At 31.2% G+C, this 26,162-nt stretch carries 26 protein-coding genes; 24 read left to right on the top strand and 2 right to left on the bottom strand.

Going from position 1 to position 26,162, the window contains the following annotated elements; translation table 11 throughout:
* Positions 1–754: hydroxylamine reductase (gene hcp / locus AC2LE6_RS04075; RefSeq protein ID WP_484477976.1), on the top strand; the 754-nt coding region annotated here is incomplete at its 5' end.
* Positions 755–788: 34 nt separating this feature from the next.
* On the opposite strand, the gene AC2LE6_RS04080 is transcribed toward hcp, so the two are convergent.
* Both AC2LE6_RS04080 and AC2LE6_RS04085 read right to left on the bottom strand, forming a co-directional pair.
* Positions 789–1,499 (bottom strand): rhomboid family intramembrane serine protease, encoded by a 711-nt coding sequence (locus tag AC2LE6_RS04080; RefSeq protein ID WP_484477977.1) that lies wholly within the window; start codon positions 1,497–1,499, stop codon positions 789–791.
* 76 nt (positions 1,500–1,575) lie between these two features.
* The gene (locus AC2LE6_RS04085) at positions 1,576–1,788 is read right to left on the bottom strand and encodes a hypothetical protein (RefSeq protein ID WP_484477978.1); all 213 of its coding nucleotides are present in this window, start codon (positions 1,786–1,788) and stop codon (positions 1,576–1,578) included.
* A 171-nt stretch (positions 1,789–1,959) separates the two neighbouring features.
* Between AC2LE6_RS04085 and htpG the strand changes: the two genes are divergently transcribed.
* The 23 genes from htpG to AC2LE6_RS04200 all read left to right on the top strand — a co-directional run.
* Positions 1,960–3,849 carry a molecular chaperone HtpG gene (gene htpG, locus AC2LE6_RS04090; protein WP_484477979.1) on the top strand — a complete coding sequence of 630 codons (1,890 nt, stop codon included), beginning with the start codon at positions 1,960–1,962 and terminating at the stop codon, positions 3,847–3,849.
* A 65-nt stretch (positions 3,850–3,914) separates the two neighbouring features.
* Positions 3,915–4,682 (top strand): hypothetical protein, encoded by a 768-nt coding sequence (locus AC2LE6_RS04095; RefSeq protein WP_484477980.1) that lies wholly within the window; start codon positions 3,915–3,917, stop codon positions 4,680–4,682.
* Between the two features lie 110 nt (positions 4,683–4,792).
* On the top strand, positions 4,793–7,072 hold the full coding sequence (locus tag AC2LE6_RS04100; RefSeq protein WP_484477981.1) for an ATP-binding cassette domain-containing protein: 2,280 nt from the start codon (positions 4,793–4,795) through the stop codon (positions 7,070–7,072).
* Between the two features lie 4 nt (positions 7,073–7,076).
* Positions 7,077–9,494, top strand: coding sequence for an ABC transporter ATP-binding protein/permease (locus tag AC2LE6_RS04105; protein ID WP_484477982.1), 2,418 nt, complete (start codon positions 7,077–7,079; stop codon positions 9,492–9,494).
* A 68-nt stretch (positions 9,495–9,562) separates the two neighbouring features.
* Positions 9,563–10,729 carry an ATP-dependent nuclease gene (locus tag AC2LE6_RS04110; RefSeq protein WP_484477983.1) on the top strand — a complete coding sequence of 389 codons (1,167 nt, stop codon included), beginning with the start codon at positions 9,563–9,565 and terminating at the stop codon, positions 10,727–10,729.
* A 10-nt stretch (positions 10,730–10,739) separates the two neighbouring features.
* Positions 10,740–11,237 carry an LURP-one-related/scramblase family protein gene (locus AC2LE6_RS04115; RefSeq protein ID WP_484477984.1) on the top strand — a complete coding sequence of 166 codons (498 nt, stop codon included), beginning with the start codon at positions 10,740–10,742 and terminating at the stop codon, positions 11,235–11,237.
* Positions 11,224–11,871, top strand: coding sequence for a methyltransferase domain-containing protein (locus tag AC2LE6_RS04120; RefSeq protein WP_484477985.1), 648 nt, complete (start codon positions 11,224–11,226; stop codon positions 11,869–11,871). Before AC2LE6_RS04115 ends, AC2LE6_RS04120 begins: the two co-directional genes overlap by 14 nt.
* A 53-nt stretch (positions 11,872–11,924) precedes the next feature.
* Complete coding sequence (locus tag AC2LE6_RS04125) at positions 11,925–14,279, top strand: helicase C-terminal domain-containing protein (protein WP_484477986.1); 2,355 nt, start codon at positions 11,925–11,927, stop codon at positions 14,277–14,279.
* 29 nt (positions 14,280–14,308) lie between these two features.
* Positions 14,309–14,986 (top strand): polyphosphate polymerase domain-containing protein, encoded by a 678-nt coding sequence (locus tag AC2LE6_RS04130; protein WP_484477987.1) that lies wholly within the window; start codon positions 14,309–14,311, stop codon positions 14,984–14,986.
* Positions 14,987–14,998: 12 nt separating this feature from the next.
* The gene (locus AC2LE6_RS04135; protein WP_484477988.1) at positions 14,999–15,700 is read left to right on the top strand and encodes a DUF4956 domain-containing protein; all 702 of its coding nucleotides are present in this window, start codon (positions 14,999–15,001) and stop codon (positions 15,698–15,700) included.
* 8 nt (positions 15,701–15,708) lie between these two features.
* Positions 15,709–17,184, top strand: a complete 1,476-nt coding sequence (locus AC2LE6_RS04140) for a CotH kinase family protein (protein WP_484477989.1) — start codon at positions 15,709–15,711, stop codon at positions 17,182–17,184.
* A 77-nt stretch (positions 17,185–17,261) separates the two neighbouring features.
* Positions 17,262–18,260: a phosphotransferase enzyme family protein gene (locus tag AC2LE6_RS04145; protein WP_484477990.1), complete on the top strand. Its 999-nt coding sequence runs from the start codon at positions 17,262–17,264 to the stop codon at positions 18,258–18,260.
* Positions 18,247–19,122, top strand: coding sequence for a radical SAM protein (locus AC2LE6_RS04150; RefSeq protein ID WP_484477991.1), 876 nt, complete (start codon positions 18,247–18,249; stop codon positions 19,120–19,122). The genes AC2LE6_RS04145 and AC2LE6_RS04150 overlap by 14 nt, the downstream gene beginning before the upstream one ends.
* 9 nt (positions 19,123–19,131) lie before the next feature.
* The gene (locus tag AC2LE6_RS04155; RefSeq protein WP_484477992.1) at positions 19,132–20,049 is read left to right on the top strand and encodes an NAD(P)-dependent oxidoreductase; all 918 of its coding nucleotides are present in this window, start codon (positions 19,132–19,134) and stop codon (positions 20,047–20,049) included.
* 8 nt (positions 20,050–20,057) lie between these two features.
* On the top strand, positions 20,058–20,684 hold the full coding sequence (locus AC2LE6_RS04160; RefSeq protein WP_484477993.1) for a peptidylprolyl isomerase: 627 nt from the start codon (positions 20,058–20,060) through the stop codon (positions 20,682–20,684).
* Between the two features lie 63 nt (positions 20,685–20,747).
* A complete protein-coding gene (locus tag AC2LE6_RS04165; RefSeq protein ID WP_484477994.1) occupies positions 20,748–21,845 on the top strand; it encodes a 4Fe-4S dicluster domain-containing protein in 1,098 nt (365 codons plus the stop codon).
* Complete coding sequence (locus tag AC2LE6_RS04170; RefSeq protein ID WP_484477995.1) at positions 21,838–22,068, top strand: Smr/MutS family protein; 231 nt, start codon at positions 21,838–21,840, stop codon at positions 22,066–22,068. Before AC2LE6_RS04165 ends, AC2LE6_RS04170 begins: the two co-directional genes overlap by 8 nt.
* A 10-nt stretch (positions 22,069–22,078) precedes the next feature.
* Positions 22,079–22,453 carry a double zinc ribbon domain-containing protein gene (locus tag AC2LE6_RS04175; RefSeq protein WP_484477996.1) on the top strand — a complete coding sequence of 125 codons (375 nt, stop codon included), beginning with the start codon at positions 22,079–22,081 and terminating at the stop codon, positions 22,451–22,453.
* Positions 22,453–22,752 (top strand): hypothetical protein, encoded by a 300-nt coding sequence (locus AC2LE6_RS04180; RefSeq protein ID WP_484477997.1) that lies wholly within the window; start codon positions 22,453–22,455, stop codon positions 22,750–22,752. The genes AC2LE6_RS04175 and AC2LE6_RS04180 overlap by 1 nt, the downstream gene beginning before the upstream one ends.
* 3 nt (positions 22,753–22,755) lie before the next feature.
* Complete coding sequence (locus tag AC2LE6_RS04185) at positions 22,756–23,925, top strand: MFS transporter (protein ID WP_484477998.1); 1,170 nt, start codon at positions 22,756–22,758, stop codon at positions 23,923–23,925.
* Positions 23,926–23,937: 12 nt separating this feature from the next.
* Entirely contained in the window at positions 23,938–24,360 is a 423-nt protein-coding gene (locus tag AC2LE6_RS04190) for a flavodoxin family protein (protein WP_484477999.1), read from the top strand.
* A gap of 15 nt (positions 24,361–24,375) precedes the next feature.
* Entirely contained in the window at positions 24,376–25,191 is an 816-nt protein-coding gene (locus AC2LE6_RS04195) for a sulfide/dihydroorotate dehydrogenase-like FAD/NAD-binding protein (RefSeq protein WP_484478000.1), read from the top strand.
* A partial coding sequence (locus tag AC2LE6_RS04200; RefSeq protein ID WP_484478001.1) for an FAD-dependent oxidoreductase occupies positions 25,191–26,162 on the top strand: 972 nt, incomplete at its 3' end. The genes AC2LE6_RS04195 and AC2LE6_RS04200, both read left to right, overlap by 1 nt.

Consider the following 26,162-nt stretch of genomic DNA (forward strand, 5'->3'; position numbering starts at 1 on the left):
AGAATTTGAATCTTTTAATGGTCCAGTATTATTTACAACAAACTGTATTGTTCCACCATCAAAGGATGCTACATATTCTGATAAGGTATTTACTACAGGAAATTCAGGATATCCAGGGTTCAATTACATCAAAGAAGAAAATGGAAAAAAAGACTTCTCGAAAATTATTGAGTTAGCTAAAACTTGTGAAGCTCCGATTGAAATAGAAACAGGAACAATCACAGGTGGATTTGCACATGATCAAGTTCTTGAACTTGCGGATACTATTATTGAAAATGTAACGAATGGTTCAATTAAGAAGTTCTTCGTTATGGCAGGATGTGATGGAAGAAATGCTAAACGCTCTTACTACACAGACTTTGCATCAAAACTACCAGAAGATACAGTAATTCTAACAGCAGGTTGTGCTAAGTTTAAATACAACAAATTAAACTTAGGAGATATCAATGGTATCCCTAGAGTATTAGATGCAGGACAGTGTAATGATTCATATAGCTTAGCAGTAATCGCTTTAAAACTCGCAGAAGTATTTAAATGTGGAGTGAATGATTTACCTATCAGATATAATATCGCTTGGTATGAACAAAAGGCAGTAATTGTACTACTTGCGTTATTGCACTTAGGTGTAAAAAACATTAAGTTAGGACCTACACTTCCAGCGTTTCTAAGTGAGAATGTAGCAAACTTCTTAATAGACACATTCAACTTATCAACTATCAGTAATGTAGAAGACGATATATTAGAAATGATGTAAATAAAAAAAGACACAATAATTTGTGTCTTTTTATTTAATGTTCTTCCCACCAGTTTTCTTCAGAATCATCATTTGTGTAATCATATACTGTGTTATCTTTAACACCTTTTCTATTATTAGGAATAAGTAGATATGATAATAACATACCAACTACTAAACCACCTAAATGTCCTACAACACTTATATTTGTAACAACGAAAGTAAATATGATATTGATGATAACAAGTTGTCTAATAGAAGCCACTTCATTTCTACTAAGCATATCAGGTCTAACAAGAGATATGAATAATAAAGCACCAACTGCTCCATATATTGCACCACTTGCTCCAGCGGTGAATGTTAAGTTAAATACACTGTTAATGACTTGAACATCATCGACAAAGAAATACACTGCTAGTGAACTACCTATTAAACTTATAAAGTAAATTAGAGAAAATCTAAAACTACCGATCAATCGTTCTAATCCAGCTGAAATAATATAAATCCCAAATCCTATATTGAACAAAGCATGAATGATATCAAAGTGCCCAAATCCGGCTGTTATAAATCTATAATATTCTCCAAAAGTATCAATTTGATAAGAGTTGATTGCGATAGAATAGATAAAATCATCTTCCATAGGGAAGTAAGTATCTATCAAAATTCCACCAACAAATATTAATACATTTACTACTACCAGCACAGTAGATACTGGAGATGTTCTCCATAGTTCTTTAAAAGACAATCGTCTAAAAATATGCTCCATAATCTTCACGTCCTTAATTATCTATTTGAATTGTATCATATATTAAATAAAAACAAAAGCAACCATAAATGATTGCTTATACAGTTTCAATTAACTCGCATTCTTCAGTTTCTGATTTGCCACTGAAATCTTCCTCGCGTATACTACAAGATCCACTACCACAAGTAGAACATTTACTCGCAGGAATAACACCTTCAGGGACTTCTGTATTTCTATTTAAAACATATGTTCCTACGTATAGAACAATAACTCCAATTACTAACAATATACCAACCATTCCACCAGTCATAATATCACCTCACTTATATTGTAAACCTATATCTTATTTCCTTCAAATTATATCCTTTTATTTATAATTAATAGGATTCACTTTTCTAATTAGCACTCATCTGTTGACAGTGCTAATTTAGTGTTGTATAATACTAAAGAATAAAGTATCACACATTATTAGGAGGGCATTATGGCAAAGACAAAACAATTTAAAACAGAATCAAAAAAACTATTAGATTTAATGATTAATTCAATCTACACTCATAAGGAAATATTCTTAAGAGAACTTATAAGTAACGCATCAGATGCAATTGATAAAAGACATTACAAAGCACTAACTAACTCAGAACTAATCACAGATTATGAGATCTTCGTTGAAGTCAACGAAGAAGAAAGAACATTAACAATCACAGATAACGGAGTTGGATTAACAGAAGAGGAACTTGTAAATAACTTAGGGACAATTGCACGTTCAGGATCTAAGGAATTTAAAGAAGGATTAGAAAGCAGTGACTTAGAAATCATTGGACAATTCGGAGTTGGATTCTATTCATCTTTCATGGTAAGTGATAAGGTAGTAGTAGAAACAAAGTCAGTTGATAGCGACAAAGCATTTAAGTGGACGTCTGAAGGAACTGAGACATATACAATCAGTGAAACTGAATTAGAAAACCCAGGTACTAAAATCACATTATTCATCAGAGAAAATGATGAAGAATCTGAAGAGAATTATGATGAGTACTTAAGAGAACATAAAATAAAAGATTTAGTAGTTAAATATAGCGATTATGTTAGATACCCAATTAAAATGGATGTAACTAAATACGATACTCCAACAAAAGAAGGAGAACAAGCTGTAAGCTATAAAGAGTTAAATACATTAAACAGTATGATTCCATTGTGGAAGAAATCTAAAAGAGATATAGAAGACACTGAATACAATGACTTCTACAAACATAAATTTGCAGATTATACAGATCCATTAAAAGTAATCCATACAAAAGTAGAAGGGTTATTAGAATATACTAGTTTATTGTTCATACCTAAAAAGGCTGCCTTTGATCTATATAGTGAAAAATTTGAAAAAGGACTTCAGTTATATAGTAAAGGTGTATTCATAATGGATAAGAACAAAGAACTTCTACCAGACTATTTCAGATTTGTTAGAGGATTGGTTGATTCATCAGACTTATCACTAAACATATCTAGAGAGATGTTACAACAAGATAAACAATTAAAGAAAATCTCTGTTGCTATTGAATCTAAAATACGCTCAGAACTAGAAAAAATGCAAAAGAACGATAGAGAAAAATATAATGAGTTCTATCAAACATATGGTATTAATCTAAAATATGGTATCTATGATGGATACGGAGCAAACAAAGAAAAACTACAAGATTTAATTATGTTTAAAACATCTAAAAATGATGACTATGTATCTCTAAAAGAATATTTAGAAAACATCAAAGAAGATCAAAAATATATCTTCTACGCATCTGGTAAAAACAAAGAATCAATTATGTTATCACCACAGATGGATTTAATCAAAAAACATGATTTTGAAGTATTATTGTTCACAGATGATATTGATGAGTTCATGGTAAACATACTTCAAAAATATGGAGAACTTGAATTCAAATCTGTAAATCAAGGTGACTTAGATTTACTAGATGAAACAGAAAAAGAAGAAGTAGAACAGTTAGAAAAAGATAACAAAAAACTATTGAAACAAATCAAAAAAGCATTGAAGGATAAAGTCAAAGATGTTAAATTATCGACAAGACTTACAGATTCACCAGTATGCATTGTAAGTGGTGAAGGTGTTTCTTTAGAAATGGAAAAAGTTCTTAAGAATATGCCTACAAACCAAGATGTAAAAGCAGATAAGATTTTAGAAATAAATCCTAATCATGAATTATTTAAAATGTTAGAAAAAGTACAAGAAACAAACGCTAAAAAAATCGATACATATTCAGCGTTATTATACAACCAAGCATTACTAATTGAAGGTATTCAATTAGAAGACCCAGTTGAGTTTTCAAACTTAATGATTGAACTAATGATCGAAAGTAATAAATAACCACATTAATTTGTGGTTTTTTATTTATTTTTGGTATAATAGTAAAGACTAGGGGGTGCATTTTAATGCCACAGATATTATTATTAGTAATCGCTTTAATCATTAAACTTGCAGTAGAAGGTACAAAAGAAGGAAAATATAGTGGAAAATATAGTGACTCAAGATCTGGTAAAAGAAGTCACGCAAGAGATATGGCAAGTGGAAAAGCAAACGACTCATATTTACATGTGTCTGATAGACCAACAATAAGCCAAACAATTAATAAACAAAGATACGGAGCTTCAGCGTCAACTTCAACAAGAAAACCTGCGGGTAGAGATACCTTCAGCACATCAATGGTTGTAAATAAGAAAACAGTAACTGAAGATCCATTTGAAACAAAAGAAGATGACTACTTAAAATACGACACAGACGATTATGAAACATTCACTAAAGATGAGTGCTTTGAAGAGAACGAGCATTATGTTGAACAAGAAGTCTCAAAATATACAACATACGAACAACGAGCGAATAAAGTTAAATTCATGATTTATGTTTTAGTTTATTGTATGTATGAAGATGATGGTGAGTTCTCAAGAAAAGAAAAACGTATGTTCAAAATGATTTCAAGAGTCGCAAGTATTAACTTAGATAGTAAAGATACAAATGAAATCAAAACATTTATGGACGTTAGACCAAACTTAGATGGTGTAGTTTCAAAACAAGTTATATATCAATTAGATATCAACGACGTTGTAGAAACTATTGGTTCATTGAGAAAACAATTAAAAAAAGAAAAACAATATTCACCTATCCTACAACGAGTAGAAAAAAGGTTTCAATACGAATTATAAAAAGGCTTAATAAAGCCTTTTTTTTTATTGTGTATTACTATGTAAGTTACATAAAAATACATATAATATACACATAGTTCATGATATAATATTTAGTGCGAGGTGATATAATGCTGAAGTTAGAAAACATATCAAAGTATTATCATAGTAACGATACGGTTGCTATGGGTTTAAGAAGAGTAAACCTAGAATTTAATATCGGAGAGTTTATTGCTGTTACTGGTGAAAGTGGTAGTGGTAAGAGTACTCTTTTAAATGTAATAAGTGGTCTTGATACTTATGAAGAAGGAGAACTATTCATAAATAATGAGGAAACCAGTTATTTTAGTATGACAGAGTGGGAAAGTTATAGAAGACAATATATTGGATTTGTATTTCAGAGCTATAACATAATCGATTCATACAGTGTACTTGAAAATGTAATGATCGCTTTAAAACTTCAAGGATACGACAAAGAAACAAGAAAAGATAGAGCGTTAGAACTAATTGAGAGTGTTGGACTTAGTAGTCATGTACACCATAAAGCTAGTAAACTTTCAGGTGGACAAAAACAAAGAGCAGTAATCGCAAGAGCATTGGCAAAAGATTGCCCAATCATTGTTTGTGATGAACCAACAGGAAACCTAGATACAGAATCAAGTAATAATATTATGAATTTATTAGCTGAAATTTCAAAAGATAAACTAGTAATAGTAGTTACTCATAACTATGATGAAGTAAAAGATTTTGCGACAAGAAGAATCCGTTTATTTGACGGAGAAGTAATTGAAGATAAGAAACTAAAAAAGACAGAAAAACGAGAAGAAAAAGTAGAACTAGCTCCATATAAAGTTTCATACTGGGGACTATTTACATTATCGTTAAGAAATCTTTTTAGAACACCAAGAAGAACAATATTCACAACTATAATATTTACATTTATAGTTGCTATTTTCACGTTTGTGTATGGAAACTATGTAAACATCCTTAATGAAGAATTAGGGAATAACTACAACAGTACATTTGAAAATGCAAACCAGAAACGAATAATAATCACTAAGTATGATTATACTGAGTTCACAGATGAGGAACTCGATTCAATAAATGGTATTAACGGTATAACGTATCTAAATCTTCATGACGTTGTAAATGATTTTAAAGTTATTACATATTCAAATAATGAAGAGGGATATTTAAATAATTCTGAATTCTTTATAAATCCTGCAGCTAGCATTAGTAGGAATGAATTAAAAGAAGGAAGATTACCTGAATCCAAATATGAGATTGTAGTAGAATCAAACTCAGAGTTTACAATAGGGGATTCAGTGAATTATGCAATTAAATGGCTAAATCTCTGGGATGCAACAACGCAAGAGATTATTGATGCAACTACACAACTTACAGTTGTAGGTGTGACAGAACCAAGATTAGCGTATTGGTCTGAACATTTCTATTTCCATGAAGACTTTATAGAAGATGAAGCATTGATTCAGTCGTCATACTATGACAACTGGCAAATTGAAGGAGTACGACTACTATTTTCAGTAAATCCTATAGTGGATAATGAATATGGTCCAGGACAGTTCAATATCTATGGAGATTTTGTTATTGATAACACATTAGGTGATTGGGAGTTCAGTGTTAACTATAATTATCTAGATGGTGAATTTAAATATTATTACGCAGAACAAAATGGAATCAGTTATGATAACTTAGATACCATTACAGAACAAATGCTATTAGATATTGATATAATGTTTGTTTCTTTAAATCCGTTTGGAAACAAAGTGAACGACGCTGATATTATTAGAACACATACAGATGATTTGTATGAAACAACATATAGATTGAATCAAGCAACATACGATGAAATCATGGATTCTAATCTGTATCAACTTAGCGCACATACCGTAGACAGATTTGATGCATTAAAAGTAATTGATGATTTAGAGGCTTTAGGATTTAATGCAATATATCCTACAAATGCAGTTTCACCAATGAGTAGAATTGGTGTTGTAATTCAAAGTTTAGTATTTGGTACATTCATGGTTATGCTAATGTTTGGTACATACTTTATTGTGTATTTAATTCTTAAAAACATTCAAGTATCAAAGAAAAAGGATTATTTAATACTAAGATCCATTGGAGCATCTAAAGGAAACTTAAACAAAGTAACAGTGATGGAATTATTCATTTCAATGATGACAAGTTATGCACTTGTGTATCTTGTATTACAATTACAGGCAAGATTCAATTTCATTCCTTATATAGGAAACACACTGAAATACTTTACTATAGGAAACTATGTATTCTTATCAGTCTTATTAGTTTACTTAACATACATATTAGGAACAAGGTTTAATAAACGCATATTCAATAGAAGCGTTATAACTGCCTTGGGACAGGAGTAAGACTATGATAAAACTATCGAACTTAGAGAAGTATTTTAATAAAAATAGAACAAACGAAATTCACGTTATAAACGATATTAACCTTGAGTTACCACAAAAGGGACTTGTAATATTACTAGGGCCTTCAGGAAGCGGAAAAACAACATTATTAAACGTTCTTGGTGGTTTAGATAAGATTCATTCAGGTATGATTCAGATAGATGATATGGAAATGAAGAAATACAGTCCTAACAAATGGGACAGTATTAGAAATGAACATATCGGATACATCTTCCAAAACTATAACCTGATTCATGATTTAAGTGTTAGAGATAATATATCATTAACATTAAACATGGTTGGGATTTACGATAAAGATGAAATTGATAAACGTGTAGACTACATACTATTACAAATGGGTATGGATAAATTCAAAAGAAGAAAAGCATCTCAACTTAGTGGTGGGCAACAACAACGTGTTGCAATTGCAAGATCACTTGCCAAAAACCCTAAAATTATTATCGCAGATGAACCAACAGGAAACTTAGATAGCAAAAATACATATGATATTATGAATATCATAAAGAGTATTTCAAAAGAAAAACTAGTAGTATTAGTAACTCATGAAAGACATTTAGCTACACAGTACGCTGATCGTATCATCGAGTTAAAAGATGGACAGATATTCTCTGATGAATTAAATGAATCTACAGGTTCTAGCACAGTCACGTTAGAAACTGATATCTATCTAAATGATTTTAATAAAGTAACAGACTACAAAGAAGCATCTAAAAATTATACTGTCTTCACAGACGAAGAATCAGACGAAAAATTAGATGTAAGATTAATCATTAGAAACAAAACTTTATACGTAGATATTGATTCTGATAAGTATAAACGAATCAATTTGATTGATAAAAACTCAGAAATAAAGATTTATGATGAATCAATCAAAAGAGATGAAGAAATTGAAATAGAAGAGAAATCATTTGATCTAGAAGATATTATGGATGATACTCTCAAAACAACAAGATTCAACGCAATCAGTGTTAAAGATTCAATCAGACTTGGGTTCAGACGTTTTAGAAACGAAAGACGTGGAGTTAAATTTATGAACCTAATGTTCATAGTAATCTCTGGATTTATCGCACTAGCAATCAGTATGATATTCAACGTCTTCAATCTAGATGTTCATGAATACTTTTCTCAACCAGTCCAGACTTTAAGTTTTGATATACCAAACGACTTCACATATCAAGACCTATTAGAACTAGAAGATTTAGATCATATTGGTTATGTAAATTTAGCATCAAGCAACTCATTCAATATTAATTTACCAAAAGTATATCAATCAAATAGACAAGATGGTTACGCTAGTTACAGTGGCGTTCCATATGAGTTTTTAGATGATGATATTATTGTGTATGGTGCAGGAATCACAGGTCACAATCAAATTGTTATTAATGAAGAATACTTAATGAAACTAATGAGAAACAATAGCAGCTATTCTACATTCGGAATTACAAATGTAGAAGACTTCTTGTCGCTAACTATTTCTTATAAAGTAAAAGGACAGTTTGATGTTGAATTTGAAATCGAAGCTGAAATAGTTGGTATTTCAAGAGAAGATAATCCAGTATACTACGCTACAGAAGAAACAATTCTAAGCATGAAATACAATAGACCAATCTATGAAATGTTTGAAGATGAATTAAACATTGATACATCTTCAGTATCACATGGTGAATACATCATTTCTGATGAGATAGCAGATTCTTTAAATCAGACAATAACTTTCTTAGATGAAGATTATACTGCGGATATGACATATACAGGGTCTGAAGATTTACCAACATCAATGTTCCTCAAAGAACATTTTAAAGAATCCATATTTGAAGCCTATCAAACCGCATATGTATATAACGGTTTAGAAGTATACTCCACAAACAAAGACGCAACCAAATTATACTTAGAGGGTCTTGAATATGAATACGAAGATACATTCTTAAAACAAACAACACAACAAAGAAACTATAACATTCAAGAGGCAATTGGTTCATTAACATTTGCCGGTGTATTCTTAGTAGCATCATCACTATCGACATTCTTCATCTTACGTTCTAGTTTATTATCTAGAATATATGAGGTAAGTGTTTATAGAGCACTTGGTGCCAAAAAAAGAGACATAAAGAAACTCTTCTTAATAGAAATACTAATGATAACTACATTCACATCAATGGTTGGTTATATGTTAGTAAGTTTCGTTATTCTAAAAATAATGAATGCTTCAGCAGGGATTATTGAAGTAGTAGAAATATCTCCACTTAGTTTTGCGGCAGGTATTGTGATTATCTATGTAGTCAACGTAATTAGTGGAATGATACCTATCACTTCACTACTAAGATCGACTCCATCTCAAATAATGAGCAGGTACGACTTCTAATAAAAGCACTTACATTTTAAGTGCTTTTTTTTCTTGATTGTAGTATAATATAGATAGGTGGTGATAATATGATTGATCACATCTTCATTAGAAATTACAAAGCATTTCAAAGAGAAAACATTCCACTTGATAAATTCTCGCTTTTAATCGGTAGTAACAACTCAGGTAAGACTACGGTACTAGAGGCTTTGAATTTATTTTTTAATACCCAAATTCAAGTGGATTGTATAAGAGATAATACAAAAGACGTAGTAGTAGAAATACATATTAATGAAGACAGATACCGAAAAACATATAGTCCCCCAACATATGAAATCAACTATAAAAAGTGTATTGGTGATATGTTTGATATCAATCATATTAAATATCTATACATCCCAAAATCCATAAATAATCAAACATTGTTAAATAACATACTAACAATTAATTATTCGCAAAAAACAGATTCAGCAGAACAAGCAAAAATATTTAAAATCTTTGATTATATTGATGGAACACTTGGGAATAACCATTACAAATTATTCTCTGTGAACAACGAAGTCAAAATGAATATAAATGAAGAACTTACATTCACAAAAGACGAATATACAAAAATGTTATCAAATATAACATATCAACATTTGATAATTGGTATTGATAATGTTGAATCTAACTTTGATGTTGATTCTATTAAGAGAATGACGAAGTATACATATCAAACATTGTTTACTACAAACGACACTGATATAGCGAAACATTTTGATTACAATGTAATCACACTATATAAAGACGATGTTAAAACAGAATTTGAAACCGTTAGAAAAAGAATCACAAACAATAAAAAGTACATTCTTGTAGAAGGAAAGTACGACGTTGCCTGGTTTGAAAAAGCATTACAATTACTTGGGAAATCTGAAGAGTATAGAGTTATTCCTTGTGGTGGTTATGGGAACATAGTTTATGTAAAAGAACAATTAGAAAAGGAACAGTTTGAAACAATCGTAGTCACAGACGGTGATGTTGAATTAGACTCGTCATTAAAAAGAGATGTAATCGAACTGTATGGAGATGTAGACTACATCAACAATAGATTTAGAACAAACTTCAAAGAATTACCGGCTCGGAAACATGATTTCTTTAAGAGAATTAAGGTAAAAGACGATATAGTTAAAAAAGTACTTAGTAGTTGGGCAAGAAAAAATCTTGAAAAAGATGATGAATTTGTAAAAGAACTGAATACGATATTAATGAATTAGGAGGACAATCATGAGATATTTCATTAAACAAAAAGTATTTTCATTAAGAGATAAATTCAACATTACCAATGAACAACAAGATACACTATACCAAGTAGAAGGTAAACTAATCTCGATAACAAACAAATTATTTTTAACCAACCCTACTGGAGATCTTGTATTAAAAGCGAAAAAGAAATTATTCAGAATATTCGCCGAATATAACATCGAGTCACCAGAAGGTAATCATTTAGCAAAAGTGAAAAGAAGATTTAGTATACGTCCAAATTTCACTGTAACAGCAAATAATAGAACCTTAGACGTTCACGGGAACTTCATAGCTCATTCATTTAATGTAAGTGAAGGTGGACAAGAAGTTGTTTCAATTAAGAAGAAACTATTTAGTTTTGGAGACAGCTACGTAATAGATGTACATGATACTGCACAAGAAGAATTATATTTATTTATAGTGATCATTATTGATCAAATAATCGAAGAGGCGGAGGCGAAGCGAAATGCACGACACTAATTGCATAATCTGCGGGTCAAAAACAAAAACTGTATATGACCCACAAATAATTGTAGATTACGATGTATGTGAAGGATGTGGATTCATATACAAGCAAAAGAAACATCACTTGCCACATGTAGAAGAAGAAAAAAGGTATTTGAGACATGACAATTCATTTGAAAACAAAGCATATGTAAATATGTTTAGAGACATGATTGAAGAGTTTATTGAGTATTTATACATTAAACGCAAAGTCCTAGATTTTGGTAGTGGACCAACACCTGTTCTTAAGAAATTATTAACAGACATGAACTATGATGTTCATGATTATGATATCTTCTATAATCCTAATGAAGATTATAAGAATAATAAATATCAATTAATCGTATCAACTGAAGTAGTAGAACACTTCAGTGATCCAATGAAAGAGTTTAGTCATCTTGTAGATTTACTTGAAGATGGAGGATACTTACTTGTATCAACTTACTTCAGAAAAATGAACGATGAGCAATTCTTAGTATGGTGGTATCGAAGAGATATCACACACGTATCATTTTATAATATGAAAACATTCGAATACTTAGCTAAGGCACACAACTTAGAAATCGTTAAGCATAACAATAAAAATACAATTTTATTCAGAAAGAAATAAAGAGAGACTAACGTTTCTCTTTTTCTTTTGGTATAATGAAGTAGGTGATTCAAATGAGGAATATCAAAATAACCGCACGAGATATAGTTGAGTACATCTACAGCGGTGGAGACCTTACAAGTGAATTCTCATCAAACAAACGTGCACTAGAAGGAATTGAAGTTCATAAGCACGTCCAAAGCAATTATGGTGAGGAAGATAAAAAAGAAGTTTCAGTTGAAACTCTTTTTGAGTACGAAGATTATTCCTTTCATATCACAGGTAGAATGGATGGGTTATTATACCGAGATAACAAACTGGTTATCGAAGAAATAAAATCAACAAAACTCGATTTAAATATCCTAGAAATCAACACAAGACCTGAACATTTAATGCAAGCTAAAATGTATGCATATATGTATACAAAGAAAGAAAACTTAAAAAGTATAACTGTACATCTAACATATGTCACAGTAGATGAATACAAAGTAAAAACGTTTAAGAAAAGATATAACAGCACACAACTTGAAAAGTTTTTTATCGAAACGATAGAAAAATATACCAAATGGCTCAAAGTCTTTGATCAACATCAAAAAGAAAAATTAAAAAGTATTGAAGGAATAAACTTTCCTTTTGATGAATATCGAGAAGGCCAATATAAATTCATGGGCGCAGTATACCAAACACTTATACAAGGAGACATACTATATAGTATAGCTCCAACTGGAATAGGAAAAACAATCGGTAGTCTCTATTCAAGTTTAAAAACAATAAAGAATGAAAAAGAAAAGATATTCTATTTAACTGCGAAAAACGCAGGTAAAAAAATCGTAGTTGATACTGTCAATCTACTAAAAGAAAATGGTCTTGTATGTAAGACAGTTGTTATCAATAGTAAAGAGAGTATGTGTTTAATGGACAAAGTCGATTGTGATCCAGAAATATGTCCATATGCTAAAGGGTTCTTTGATAGATTAAACGAAGCACTTAATGATATCTTTGTTCATCAAGATGTATACGATATGAAACTAATTAAAGATTATGGTGAGTTTCATAAAATATGTCCGCATGAGTTCAGCTTATCAATAAGTAACTTTAGCGATGTTGTAATATGCGATTACAACTATGCATTTGATCCAAGAACACATTTAATAAGATATTTTGATGAAGAATACTACAGTCCAAAACTATTAATAGACGAGGCACATAACATGGTTGACCGCTCTCGTAGTATGTATAGTTCTGAACTAAATAAAAACGCATTAATTGAGCTTAGAAAAGCATGTAATAAAATCAAACCAAATCCAAGACATCAGATCAATAAACTTATTACCTATATTGATAATTTTGTTGAGGAAAAAGAAGTTGAAAAAGCACAATTCTATTTCCAAGATGATATGGATTATGAACTAATAACATTAGTGGAAAGAATCATAAACAAACTAGATCAAATCTTGAATGAAAATAAGAAATTCAAAAATCGAGATAAAATTCTTGATGGGTACTTTATGCTTATCCAGTTTTCAAGAATAAGTGATTTCTATAACATTAATTATAAGTATATTGTAGAAAGTAAATTTGATGATATCTTCATTTCATTATCTTGTCTTGATGCATCACAATACATTCTTGATACAATCGAAAGACGCTCAAGTGGAACAATATTTTTTAGTGCCACACTTGATCCAATTGATTATTATGTACAGTTAATATCAAAAGGTGTTGGTAAGAGTATTAGAATTACCTCACCGTTCAAGCAAGGAAACCTAGGGTTGTTCATTGATGAATCAACATCCACAAGATATAAAGATAGAGCAAGATCTGTCGATAATATAATTGATACTATTTATGCAATGGCAGAAACCAAAACAGGAAACTATATCGCATTCTTTCCTAGCTATCACTACATGAATATGATTCTTGAAGAGTTTGATACTGAAACATATGATATTTATATCCAAAAGAGAAATATGTCTCAAAGAGAACGATCTAAACTACTACAAGAATTTAGTGAGTCATCTAATACATCCAAAATTGGATTCTTCGTACTAGGGGGAAGCTTTAGTGAAGGTGTAGACTATATAGGTGATATGTTAACGGGTGTACTTGTAGTTGGAGTTGCCCTACCAATGTTTAATAAATATAATGAACTATTAAGAAGCCATTTTGATGAGCACTTTGAAGATGGTTTTGAGTATGCATATACATATCCAGGTATGAATAAAGTAGTACAAGCTGTCGGGAGAGTCATAAGAACAAATCATGATATTGGGACAGCAATATTATTTGATGATAGATACTCACATAGAAAATACAAGGAATTATATCCAAAACACTGGAGTCACTTCAAAAGTATAAAATCAAACGATTTTGTGCAAAGTGCATTAAAACAGTTTTGGAAGACCAAAAACAATAAGACTGAAGAGTAAAACATGTTATAATTTTAAAAGGTGATATTATGAAAACAACAGTTAGGCATGAATACAAATACATGATTTCATATGTTGATTATTTTAGAATCGTTGAACAACTAAAAACACTTATGATTCACGACAAACATGGTGATGAGAATTCATATCCTGTTAGGAGTGTATACCTTGATGATTTAGTATTCTCAGGAGCGAGTGATAAAGCATTTGGGAATGAAAGACATAAGAAATATAGAGTTCGTTTCTATCACGATGAACAAAAGAAGAAACTTGAATGTAAATTCAAGATTGGTGAAATCAGTGAAAAAACATCTACCCTAATTAATGATGAAATGTATAAAGGTATTATCGAATCAGATTTTAATATTTTATCAAAGTTTATGGAAGACGAATTGATTCGGAAGTATTCTCTAGATTTATTAAAGAGTCATCTGAAACCAACTATGTTTCTTGAGTATCAAAGAGAAGCATTTAGAGACAGTTTAGACAATGTCAGAATCACTTTTGACCACTCTCTTTGTGGAGAAAGATTTAATGAAGATTTAAAGACTGTTGATTATCAGTTGATGGGTAATGATAAGTTAATACTTGAAGTTAAGTACGAACACTTCTTACCAAAAGAATTAAAGGCAATATTACAACAAATACACATGGATCACGTGGCATACTCAAAGTATTTCATGGGATTCACAACAATAGAATTCTAGGAGGAAGAAATTATGGTTTTAGCAGGATTAACAGGATTATTAGAGAGTTTACTAGGTAACGACTTCATGGATACATATAGTTCAAGTGGAATATCGATAGAGGCGATTATATTTGTTATATTTGCAGTATTCGGAATGAGCTTAATAATTTTATTCACATATAAAAATACATATCAAACAACCGTGTACAATAAAAGTTTTGCTGTCAGTTTACCGCTGCTTGCAATGATAACAAGTACAATCATTATTACTGTATCGTCAAACATTATTTTGTCACTAGGTATGGTAGGGGCTCTAAGTATTGTTAGATTCCGTACAGCTATTAAGAACCCACTAGACACTGTATTTATGTTTTGGGCAGTTGGACTTGGTATAACAGCCGGAGCTGGATTTGTATTTATTGCATTAATAAGTACAGTAATCATTTCAATAAGTTTATTTTTATTGATTGCATTAGAAGTATTTGTACAAAGTTATTTCTTAATCGTTCGCGCAGATTCATATGCAAAAGAAAAAGAAATACTAGCACAAGTTAAAGAAATTTACGGTAAATTCACATTAAGAAATAAAACAGTTAAAACGAACCAATTAGATTTAACATTCGAGGTTCGTAGTAAAGAAGATAAATATACTTTGATCAATGAAATTCAGGATATAGAAGGTGTGAAAAGTGTAATTTTATTATCTCATCAAGGAGATTACATAGCCGAATAATGAAATGGGTGAAACGTTTACTCTTGCTGACAGCCCTTGTATCTACATTGGTTGTATTAGAAGCAAGCGCAGAGGACACACTATTACTAAATATTCCAAGCACAGAAGATGTGATCAAAAGTATAGAAGATAAGAATAGACAAGAAGAAGAAATTCAACAAGCGATTGATGCTGCAGTTGAACTAAATCAAGAGCAAAATCAATCTGAAGAATATGACAAACTATTTGATATGAGCTTAAAACATACATTCATCATCGAGTTTACTCAAGATGAATGGGATGGTTTGATTAATGACATGGAATCATACTATGAACAATATGGAACCTACAGATCAAACAACTATAGATCCGTTACAGTAACATATACTGTGGGAGAAGATACATACGTTATTGAAGACGTAGGTATTCGTTCTAAAGGTAATATTTATTCAAGAACATTACCGGAAGATCAATATGGGAATGTAACTGAGATACATTACATGATGAAATTCAATGAAACCTTTGATTTAGAAGAAGGCACAGATGAGTACACAGCTCTCAAAAAAAGAGAAGTGTTTGAACAAGAACAATTATTATTTAAAAGAAACAACACAAATGATCCAAGTTATATAAATGAAATATTCAGTTATCAATTGTTTGAAGAAGCCGAAGTTCCAGTTCCAAAAGGAACACTAGCTGAAGTTCATATAGTAATTGATGGTAGAGTTGAGAATACACATCTATACAATGTTTTTGAACATTTTGATGAAGAATTTATTAGAAGATATCTACAAGAGATTCCTACAAAAGAAGTAGGGGACTTATATAAAGTATCCTATTCTGGTACATTAGAGCCAATATATGATGATTATTTATATGGTTTTAGAGATTGGGAAAACAATGTTAGACCAATCTATGCACTAGAAACAAACAAGGACAACCCAAACTTTGAGTACCTTGTACAATACTCACATTCATTTAATCAACCTAACATAAATGATAGAAAAGCGTTTATAGACGAATATTTCAATGTAGATACGTTCCTGAGAGCGATGGCTATCAACGTACTAACAGGTAATCCAGATGATTACCGTGGTAATGGAAACAACTTCTTATTTTATTTCGATGAAGAAGGCGTTCTGACATATTTACCGTTTGATTACGATAATAGTTTTGGTAGTGGATGGGCAGGCGCAGAAGGCCATTGTAACTACACATTATGTAACGATATATATGATTGGGGATTCCTCCCTTGGAATGACTTTACAATCCCGCTTTGGGATAATGTAATTATGTTTGAAGAAAACAAAATCATTTACGAGGATTATTTAATGGAGTTTATCGAATCTGGTATCTTTAGTGAAGATGCTTACCTAGATATGTTTGAAATGGCAGAGGGACATTACGGTGATGATCACGTAATGTATTATGATAAACAAACATTTATTAGAGAAAAAATTAGAGTTGTAACTGAAGATGTTGAGTACTATAGAAACGAACGATAAAAAGAGTTACTTTGTAGCTCTTTTTTTTATTTCACACGAAAAAAAATATGGTACAATAAAAGAAGGGAGTTGATACAATGGAAAAGCACATTCAACAAGCAATGAACGATGACGTAATAAAAGAGGCAAGTTTGAAATTCGATATACCTTTTGAATCTATAAAACGTATTGGAGGATTTGAAAACTTCATCTATGAATTCAATAAAGATGGGAAAGATATTATCCTTAGATTTGCACATAGTGTACATAGGACATTTGAGTATGTTTTATCAGAACTAGAGTTCATTGACTACTTAAGTAAAAGTGGTGCCAACGTATCGACAGTTATCCATAATAAGGATGATGAGATATCATTTAAAGTAAACACAGAAAATGAAGAGTACTTTACAGTTAGTGCATTTTCAAAAGCACCAGGAACATTTATTAAAAGAGAGATGTTAGATGATGATTTCTTTGAAATGTTTGGAAAGGCTGTTGGTAAGCTTCATAGACTAACAAAAGACTTTAAACCAGAGCATGTAAGATATCAATGGTACGAAGAAGATTACTTGGAGATAGCAAAAAGAAATCTTCCAAGTGAAGTATCGTTTGTGTTAGAGGAAGCATCAAAAATAACAGAAAAAATCAAATCATATGAAACAGATATGGACAGTTATGGATTGATTCATACTGATCTTCATTTTGGAAATATGTATTATGATAATGAAATATTGACCTTCTTTGATTTTGATGACTTAGCATACAAACATTTTATCTCGGATATCGCTATTATAATATTCTATCAATTCGCAATATCGAAAGATTCAAAAGAAGTCATAGAAGAAAAGGCAAATGCATTCCTAAAACCATTCTTAAAAGGATACGAAACAGAAAACCATCTTGATAAAAAATGGTTTATGTTATTAAATGATTTCTTCAGATTAAGAGAAGCAATCTTAATCATTGTCATATATGCTGAAGGAGAAGAATTAATGGAAAGTCCTTTTGGAAAATTATTCACTGGTAAGTATTTAGAACACATAAAAAATTCTACTGATTTAGTGGATATAGAGAAATTGTTAGATGGAATTTATTAATGCAGTAAACATCATCCAATCTGGTGGTGATCATAGTTGGTTTGGTACAACACACAACATGAATATATATAGAGGTTGCAATCAAGGTTGTATATATTGTGATAGTCGTAGTAGTTGTTACCAAGTTAAAAATTTCGATACTGTAAAAGCTAAAAAAGATGCTGATATAAAAGTAGAATCAGAATTAAAATCAAAACGCAAATCAGGTGTTATGTCAATGGGTGGAATGAGTGACCCATACAACTACTTAGAAGAGGAATTAAGATATACAAGATCCTCACTTGAATCGATGAATAGATACAAATTTGGAGTATCTTGTATAACTAAGAATACTTTGTTAGAAAGAGACATAGATTTATACAAATTAATCAATACTCATAGCCCTGTCATTATTGGTGTAACAATTACAACATCTGATGACAGGCTACAATCTAGAATTGAACGAAATATTAGTTCTACGACAGAACGATTTCAACTTATAAAACAATGTGTAGATGAGGGGCTATTCACAGGTATACTGATGATGCCAATACTCCCTTTTATAAATGATACTTTACAGAACATTGAGGGGATAATAGAACAAGCAAGAAAAGCTGGAGCTAAGTTTATCTATCCTAGTTTCGGAGTGACTCTGAGAGACAATCAAAGATTATACTTTTTTGAGAAAATCGGAGAGAAACTAACGAGGCAATATATTGAGGAATTTGGTGACAGTTACATGTGTGTATCTCCAAACCAAAAAGAACTTAAAAAAAGGTTTAAAGAGTTATGTAATAAGTATGGTATTCTATTTAAGATGAAAGACATTGTAGACACATCTAAAACATATATTAAAACGTCCCAAATCACTTTAGATTTATAGGAGGTAATTATGAAGGTTTACGCTAGACATGAAAAGATACAGGCATTTCTACAATCTCAGGATTTAGAAGGTATCGAAATCGTTGAACATCCAAAAGATTGTGAGTATTATATATCTGGCAGATATTCAGATGCGACTCATACTGAAAATCTCAAAGGTGTTATCATACCTTATACTGGGCACAATGGAATTGATATTGAAAGTATGAAAAAACATAATTTAGAACTTTACGTAACTCCTACAAGAAGTAAGTATGTAGCTGAAAAAGCAGTTGCTCTTACACTTTCTCTTATGGGGAAACTTATGAAATATCATAGTTTACTTAAAGAGGGAAATTGGGCAGATAGAAATAGTCCCAATAGAACACCATGGGTTACTTTACAAGGACGTACGGTTGGATTGTTTGGATATGGTAGAATTGGAAAAGGTATCCACAAATTACTATCGAATTTCGGATGCGACTTTGTTACTATTGATAGAAACAAAGAATATCCAAAGGACGTAAAACTGGTTAAAAATCTAATCAACCTTGTTCAAGTGAGTGATGTAATTATTATTAGTACACCATTAAATGAAACAACTGAAAATATTTTTGACGACAGCGTTATTAGACAGATGAAACTTAAATTCTTAATCAATGTTGGTCGTGGTAAAATAGTAAATCAAAAAGCAATATTTGAAGCATGTAAAAATAAAAAAATGTCTGGGTACGCATCAGATGTTTGGTATAACTATCCAAAAGAGCATGAGCAGAAATTCCCTTCAGATTATCCAATACATGAATTAGATAATGTAATCCTTTCTAATCATAGTGGAGGATTTACTACCGATACAAATAATGAAGTGAATCAAGATTTAATTAAAACATTACTAAAACTAAGAGATGGAAATTTTGAAGATCAACTAGACTTGCAAAATTTATTATGAGGTGAATCATGAAAAAATTACTAACAGTACTACTTGCTGTAACATTACTATTTACACTATCAGGGTGTAATAGAAACAGTAAGACTGATGAAGTAGAAGATCCAGGTAGCGGTTTAGATGAACCTGGTAGAAACCCTGAAGTTACAATAATAATTGAAGATTACGGAACAATTGTTGTTGAATTATATCCTGATGTTGCTCCTAACACAGTGAATAGTTTTATCAAAAACATCCAAGATGGAGTATACACAGATAATGAAATTCATAGAGTTATTGAAGACTTTGTAATTCAAGGTGGTGCAACAAGTGTAACTTGTAATATTGAAGCAGAGGTTAATAACAATCCATCATTTAAAGGAACAAATGACATGGAGCACGATAGAGGCGCAATATCAATGGCTAGAACAAACGTTTATAATAGCGCTACAACACAGTTTTTCCTTGTACATGAAGACGCAGGGTTCTTAGATAATGAGTACGCAGCATTCGGTATGATAATTGAAGGATTTGACGTATTAGATGACGTCGCAGGAGTTAATACAAACTACTATGACGGACCGCTAGTTAAGATTGTAATTGAATCAATCACAGTGGAATTATTCGGAAACGAATATCCTGATCCAGTATGCGAATAAAGGTTATATTTAAAGTATTTAAATATACCTTTTTTTTTGGTATAATTTATACTAGGTGATATCATGAAGAAATACGACGAAAGAGAAACTCTTTTTGCAAGAGTTCATCTGAAAAAAAATACAGAGGATTATAAAACTTTTTATGAGAAGAATCCTACATATAAAATAAAAGACGACAAAGTTAGAGGTGTCTCTTTTAGAGATAAAATTAAAAAGTCAGACAGATACAAAGAATTATTCTTACCATTAAACAAACCAAATAAACCACTTATTAAAAGTGTGTTTTTAGCAGCAAAGGATTATGAAGTAAACAAAGATAGAGTTTCAGTACCAAAAGAGTTCAGTAAAAACATCAAAGAAATAACAAAATATTTTGGAGCAACTGATGTTGGTATTGTGAAACTGAATGATTATCATTACTATTCACATTTTGGTGGAGTAAATGAAACAGTGGGAATTAAGAACTACAATGAGGAAGTTAAAAAGGTATATAAAACTGCCATTGTATTTACTGTAAAAATGGATTTAGACATGATGAACAGAGCTCCTAACTTTGAAGAACTACTTACGACTGAAGATGGATATCTTAAAGTTGCATATATAGGTGCTAAACTTGAAATGTATCTAAAAGAGTTAGGATACAAGTCTCAATCACAAAATGGAGAATATTACTTAACACCTCAAGTACCTTTAGCAGTTGATGCTGGCCTAGGTGAAATTGGAATGGCTAACCATTTAGTAACAAAGGAATACGGAAACAATGTAAGAATTGGATCTGTATTAACTACACTAGAACTAGACTATGATGAACCAATCGATTATGGCCTTCATGACTTTTGTAAAAAGTGCGCACTTTGTTTAATGAATTGTCCTTCAAAGGCAATTACACATAAGACAAGAGAAGTTAACGGAAGAACTTGGTATAAGTTTGATGATAATAAATGCTACGAAGTTTGGACTAAAATGGGGACAGATTGTGGGACGTGTATTCAAGCATGCCCGTTTACACAACTAATAGATTTAGATAAAGTGAATCAAATGAAAGACAACGAAGAAATGATGGACCAGATTATGAAAGAACACTTTGATAAACATGGCCGTAGAAATTATATAAAAAACGATCTTCCAATAGTAACATTTAAGGAGGAAGATGATGAATGAAATTGATGTACATGGAATGATGGAAAATGAAGCGAAAAAAAGGATTGAACAATACATCGCATCACTACCAGAATCTGTTAAGCAAATTACAATAATCCACGGATACCATGGTGGAACAGTATTAAAAGATTTAGTCAGAGATCGATTTAAAATCAGATCAAAAAGAATCAAAAGAAAACGATTCACAATGAACCAAGGAGAAACAATATACGAATTATATTAAGGGTGATCACATGAAAATAACTACACTAATAGTTCTAATGGGAGTAACAATAATATGTATATTAACATACATCTTCAGTAAAGATGTTTTATTCAATGTTCTCATTACAATTGCGAGTATTGCGTTAGTTATTGGACTTTATATACAAAACAAAGAAAAACCAGAAGAACAACAATCAGATCTAAAAAAATTCGAAATCAACGAGGACGATTCAAAACAATGTCCGGTTTGTAATTCAAAGAATAATATTAATAGAACATACTGCGTTCAATGCAACACCTATATAAAAAACATTGTTTGCCCAGTATGCGAAACTAAAAACCCATTTGATCAAAAATACTGTATAGAATGTGATTCTATACTACAGAATAAAACAAGATATTGATGAATAGGATATATACGGTTTTATCACTCCTTGTAGGAGTTTTAGGTGTTGCTTTATTCATAATATCTTATCAAACAGAATCAATGTTTATGCTTGTAATAGGAGCACTAATGCTCGTTTTAAGCATATTACTCACAATCTTCATAATGACGATGAACTTATACAAAAAAGATCAAGAGTTTAACCCCCTTGAATTATCAAAACAAGGTTTAACTCTAGTACTTTGTAAAGACTGTTCTACTGAGAATGTTCTTGAGGATAAGTTCTGTAGAAAATGTGGAGAAGAACTCGAGGAATAATCAATGTATAAAAAAAATATTAAATTAGATTACTTCCACACAGTATTCCGTAACTTTAATCTTTCTAGCGGTATATGGATGGTCTATCTATTTGTTAAAGGATTTAACTATTTACAAATCGCAATCTTTGAAGTGGTATTTCATATTAGTAGTTTACTCTTTGAAATCCCTACAGGGGTTATCGCAGACGTATTTGGTAGAAAAACATCAAGGATACTTGGTATTCTTCTATACCTAGTTTACATAGTAATAATTATCACAGTTGATGATGTATTCTGGACGATATTTGCATTTGTATTATGTGGGATATCATATACTTTAGAATCAGGTGCTGGAGAAGCACTTATCTATGATTCAATGGTAGAAGAAGGTATCGAAGAAGACTTCATGCAAGTGAATGGAAATAAAGAAGTATTCATGCAGTCTTCAACATTTGCTGCATTAATGCTAAGTGGTAGAATTGCAGAAATAAAATATGAATATGTATTTTTACTTACTGGGTTATTCTTTATCTTTGGATTAATATCTATTCTCTTGATGAAAGAGGTAGAAATCAAACATGAGAAAAAAACAATCCTTGAGTTACTAAAAAATCAATTTGTTGTATCTACAAAAGTAGTGTTTCAAAACAAAAGATTATTCATGCTTATAATTATTGGAGCAACAATGTTAGCTCCAATAACAACAATATTCTTTTTCATTCAGAATAGATTATACGAACTAGGGTTTTCATTAACCATAATCACAATGATATTAGGTTTTCATGCTTTAATGGCTGCGATAGGTGGTTATTTTGCACAAAGACTTGAAAGAAAATATGGAGAGAAAAAGGTTCTATTATTTGTTCCTTTGTTTATTGTTATATGTTTTGTATTTTTAAATACCGGAGAATATATGGTTGTATCATTTATTGTCCTAGGATTCTTTGATAGTCTATTCTATGTAGTATTATCAGATTATCTAAATTGCATCGTAGAATCAAAAATAAGAGCTACAGTGTTAAGCTTCTTCGGAATGGCGTTTAGCGTTGTAATGATTGTTATATTCTTAGTAGTAGGATTTGTAGGTCACTTTGTGTCATTACAAACTGCATTTATGGTATTAGGATTTTTTACATTAGTTTTTTATATTCTTTTGTTACCAGTCTTAAGAGGAACAAAAGAAATATTATAGAGGGAGGTAATTATGAAAGCAGTAATTTATTTTTCATTAAGTAAAAAGAAACGAAGTAAGGAAATTGCTAAAACAATTGAAGGAGATTTATTTGAGTTACTACCCGCAACTCATATTCCGAGATTCTTTTTAACTAGGTTAATCATTTTGGGATTTGCAACAATGAGGAACAAGAAGGTAGATTTTGATGCACCTAAAATTGATTTTGATAAGTATGAAGAGGTTGTAGTTGTATTCCCAATTTGGGCTGGAAGAATGGCTCAGTATATGAGATGTTATCTAGAATCAGTACCTTTTAAAAACAAAAAAGTAACTATCATTGCTACAAGCGATAGCGGTAGAAAAGGATATATCTTAAACTTAACTGAAATTGTAGAAGAGAGTAACGAAGTTTTGGATATTGTAATGTATAAAAAGAATCAACTAACTATGTAACTGAAAGGTGATACTATGTACAGAATACTAGAAAAGAAAGCCTTAAATAAAGATGTGGATCTAATGGTACTAGATGCTCCTTTTGTTGCGAAAAATGCAAAACCAGGGCATTTCTTAATTATTAGAGTGAATGAAGATGGAGAACGCATCCCATTAACAATCGCTGAAAATACAGATACAACAGTAACGATAATCTATCAAAAGCTTGGTTATTCTACAAATCTTTTAGGAACCTTCGAAGTTGGAGACCATTTAAGTGATGTAGTGGGACCTCTTGGAAAAGCGTCTCACATACGAGAAAAGAAACATATTCTAGGGGTAGCTGGTGGAGTTGGTGCTGCACCATTATATCCTCAATTAAAAGAATATGCTAGACAAGGAGTCAGTGTTGATTTGGTTATTGGAGCAAGGTCAGAAGAACACTTGATTTTACTAGATAAATATAAAGAATTTTGCACCAATATTTTTATATGTACTGATGATGGATCAGTTGGAACAAAAGGATATGTCACAACCAAAATTAAAGAATTACTAAGTGGAAAACACAATTATGACCACACTGTAGTAATTGGGCCACTTATTATGATGAAAAACACAGTGGCTTTGATAAAAGAGTTTAACTTAACTTCGGATGTATCTTTGAATCCTATCATGATAGATGGAACCGGAATGTGTGGGAACTGTAGAGTAAGTATAAATGACAAAACATTTTTTGCATGTGTTGATGGTCCAGATTTTGATAGCGATGGAATTAATTTTGAAGAACTAATGACAAGACAAGATTATTATAAAAAGGATGAACACATTTGCAATCTGGAGTTGGTGAAATAATGAAGATACCCAGAACGAAAGTCCAGTTACAAAATGCAGAGAGAAGAGCAACCAATTTCGAAGAAGTTGCACTTGGTTATAATTTGGAGGAAGCTCAATTAGAATCGACTAGATGTTTGGACTGTAAAAATCCAAGATGTATTGATGCTTGTCCTGTTGGTGTGAACATACCAGAATTTTTGAAGTATATCATTAGTAATGACCTTGATAAAGCATATCTGGAAATTTATAAGGATAATATTCTACCGGCGGTATGTGGTAGAGTTTGCCCTCAAGAAAAACAATGTGAAGGTTCTTGTATTTTAGCAATAAAAGGAGAGAGTGTTAACATAGGTGCTCTTGAGAGATTTGTCGGAGACATTTCTTTGAAATCTGACTTTGAGATTTCTGAAGAGATTCATGAAAACAATATAAAAATTGGAATCATTGGTAGTGGACCTGCTGGTCTGAGCGCTGCTGCCTCTCTAAGAAGAATGGGATATAGTGTTGATATATATGAAGCACTCCATGAATTTGGTGGAGTTTTAAAATATGGGATCCCGGATTTCAGATTACCAAAAGACATTGTTTCACAAGAAATTGATCGTTTAAAAAGTTTAGGAGTTATCTTCTATAAAAATGTAATTATCGGAAAATCTCTTACAATTGACCAAATGATAAATGAAATGAATTATAAAGCATTATTTATTGGATCAGGTGCAGGATTACCTAAAGGGCTAAATGCCAAAGGTGAAAACTTGACTGGAGTAATATATGCAAATGAGTTTCTGACTAGAGTTAATCTGATGAAAGCTCACAAACAAGCATCACCAACACCAGTAAGAATAGGTAATAATGTTGCTGTGGTCGGTGGTGGAAATGTTGCAATGGATGCTGCTAGAACTGCAAAGAGATTAGGAGCTAAAAATGTCTTCATCTTATATAGAAGAGATATGGATAGTCTACCTGCAAGACTAGATGAAATACATCAT

The organism is Candidatus Izemoplasma sp., assembly GCF_982632705.1.

Coding starts and splice junctions, on each gene's coding strand:
- AC2LE6_RS04080 (WP_484477977.1), bottom strand. CDS start 1,499: ATGGAGCATATTTTTAGACGATTGTCTTTTAAAGAACTATGGAGAACA.
- AC2LE6_RS04085 (WP_484477978.1), bottom strand. CDS start 1,788: ATGACTGGTGGAATGGTTGGTATATTGTTAGTAATTGGAGTTATTGTT.
- htpG (WP_484477979.1), top strand. CDS start 1,960: ATGGCAAAGACAAAACAATTTAAAACAGAATCAAAAAAACTATTAGAT.
- AC2LE6_RS04095 (WP_484477980.1), top strand. CDS start 3,915: ATGCCACAGATATTATTATTAGTAATCGCTTTAATCATTAAACTTGCA.
- AC2LE6_RS04100 (WP_484477981.1), top strand. CDS start 4,793: ATGCTGAAGTTAGAAAACATATCAAAGTATTATCATAGTAACGATACG.
- AC2LE6_RS04105 (WP_484477982.1), top strand. CDS start 7,077: ATGATAAAACTATCGAACTTAGAGAAGTATTTTAATAAAAATAGAACA.
- AC2LE6_RS04110 (WP_484477983.1), top strand. CDS start 9,563: ATGATTGATCACATCTTCATTAGAAATTACAAAGCATTTCAAAGAGAA.
- AC2LE6_RS04115 (WP_484477984.1), top strand. CDS start 10,740: ATGAGATATTTCATTAAACAAAAAGTATTTTCATTAAGAGATAAATTC.
- AC2LE6_RS04120 (WP_484477985.1), top strand. CDS start 11,224: ATGCACGACACTAATTGCATAATCTGCGGGTCAAAAACAAAAACTGTA.
- AC2LE6_RS04125 (WP_484477986.1), top strand. CDS start 11,925: ATGAGGAATATCAAAATAACCGCACGAGATATAGTTGAGTACATCTAC.
- AC2LE6_RS04130 (WP_484477987.1), top strand. CDS start 14,309: ATGAAAACAACAGTTAGGCATGAATACAAATACATGATTTCATATGTT.
- AC2LE6_RS04135 (WP_484477988.1), top strand. CDS start 14,999: ATGGTTTTAGCAGGATTAACAGGATTATTAGAGAGTTTACTAGGTAAC.
- AC2LE6_RS04145 (WP_484477990.1), top strand. CDS start 17,262: ATGGAAAAGCACATTCAACAAGCAATGAACGATGACGTAATAAAAGAG.
- AC2LE6_RS04150 (WP_484477991.1), top strand. CDS start 18,247: ATGGAATTTATTAATGCAGTAAACATCATCCAATCTGGTGGTGATCAT.
- AC2LE6_RS04155 (WP_484477992.1), top strand. CDS start 19,132: ATGAAGGTTTACGCTAGACATGAAAAGATACAGGCATTTCTACAATCT.
- AC2LE6_RS04160 (WP_484477993.1), top strand. CDS start 20,058: ATGAAAAAATTACTAACAGTACTACTTGCTGTAACATTACTATTTACA.
- AC2LE6_RS04165 (WP_484477994.1), top strand. CDS start 20,748: ATGAAGAAATACGACGAAAGAGAAACTCTTTTTGCAAGAGTTCATCTG.
- AC2LE6_RS04170 (WP_484477995.1), top strand. CDS start 21,838: ATGAATGAAATTGATGTACATGGAATGATGGAAAATGAAGCGAAAAAA.
- AC2LE6_RS04175 (WP_484477996.1), top strand. CDS start 22,079: ATGAAAATAACTACACTAATAGTTCTAATGGGAGTAACAATAATATGT.
- AC2LE6_RS04180 (WP_484477997.1), top strand. CDS start 22,453: ATGAATAGGATATATACGGTTTTATCACTCCTTGTAGGAGTTTTAGGT.
- AC2LE6_RS04185 (WP_484477998.1), top strand. CDS start 22,756: ATGTATAAAAAAAATATTAAATTAGATTACTTCCACACAGTATTCCGT.
- AC2LE6_RS04190 (WP_484477999.1), top strand. CDS start 23,938: ATGAAAGCAGTAATTTATTTTTCATTAAGTAAAAAGAAACGAAGTAAG.
- AC2LE6_RS04195 (WP_484478000.1), top strand. CDS start 24,376: ATGTACAGAATACTAGAAAAGAAAGCCTTAAATAAAGATGTGGATCTA.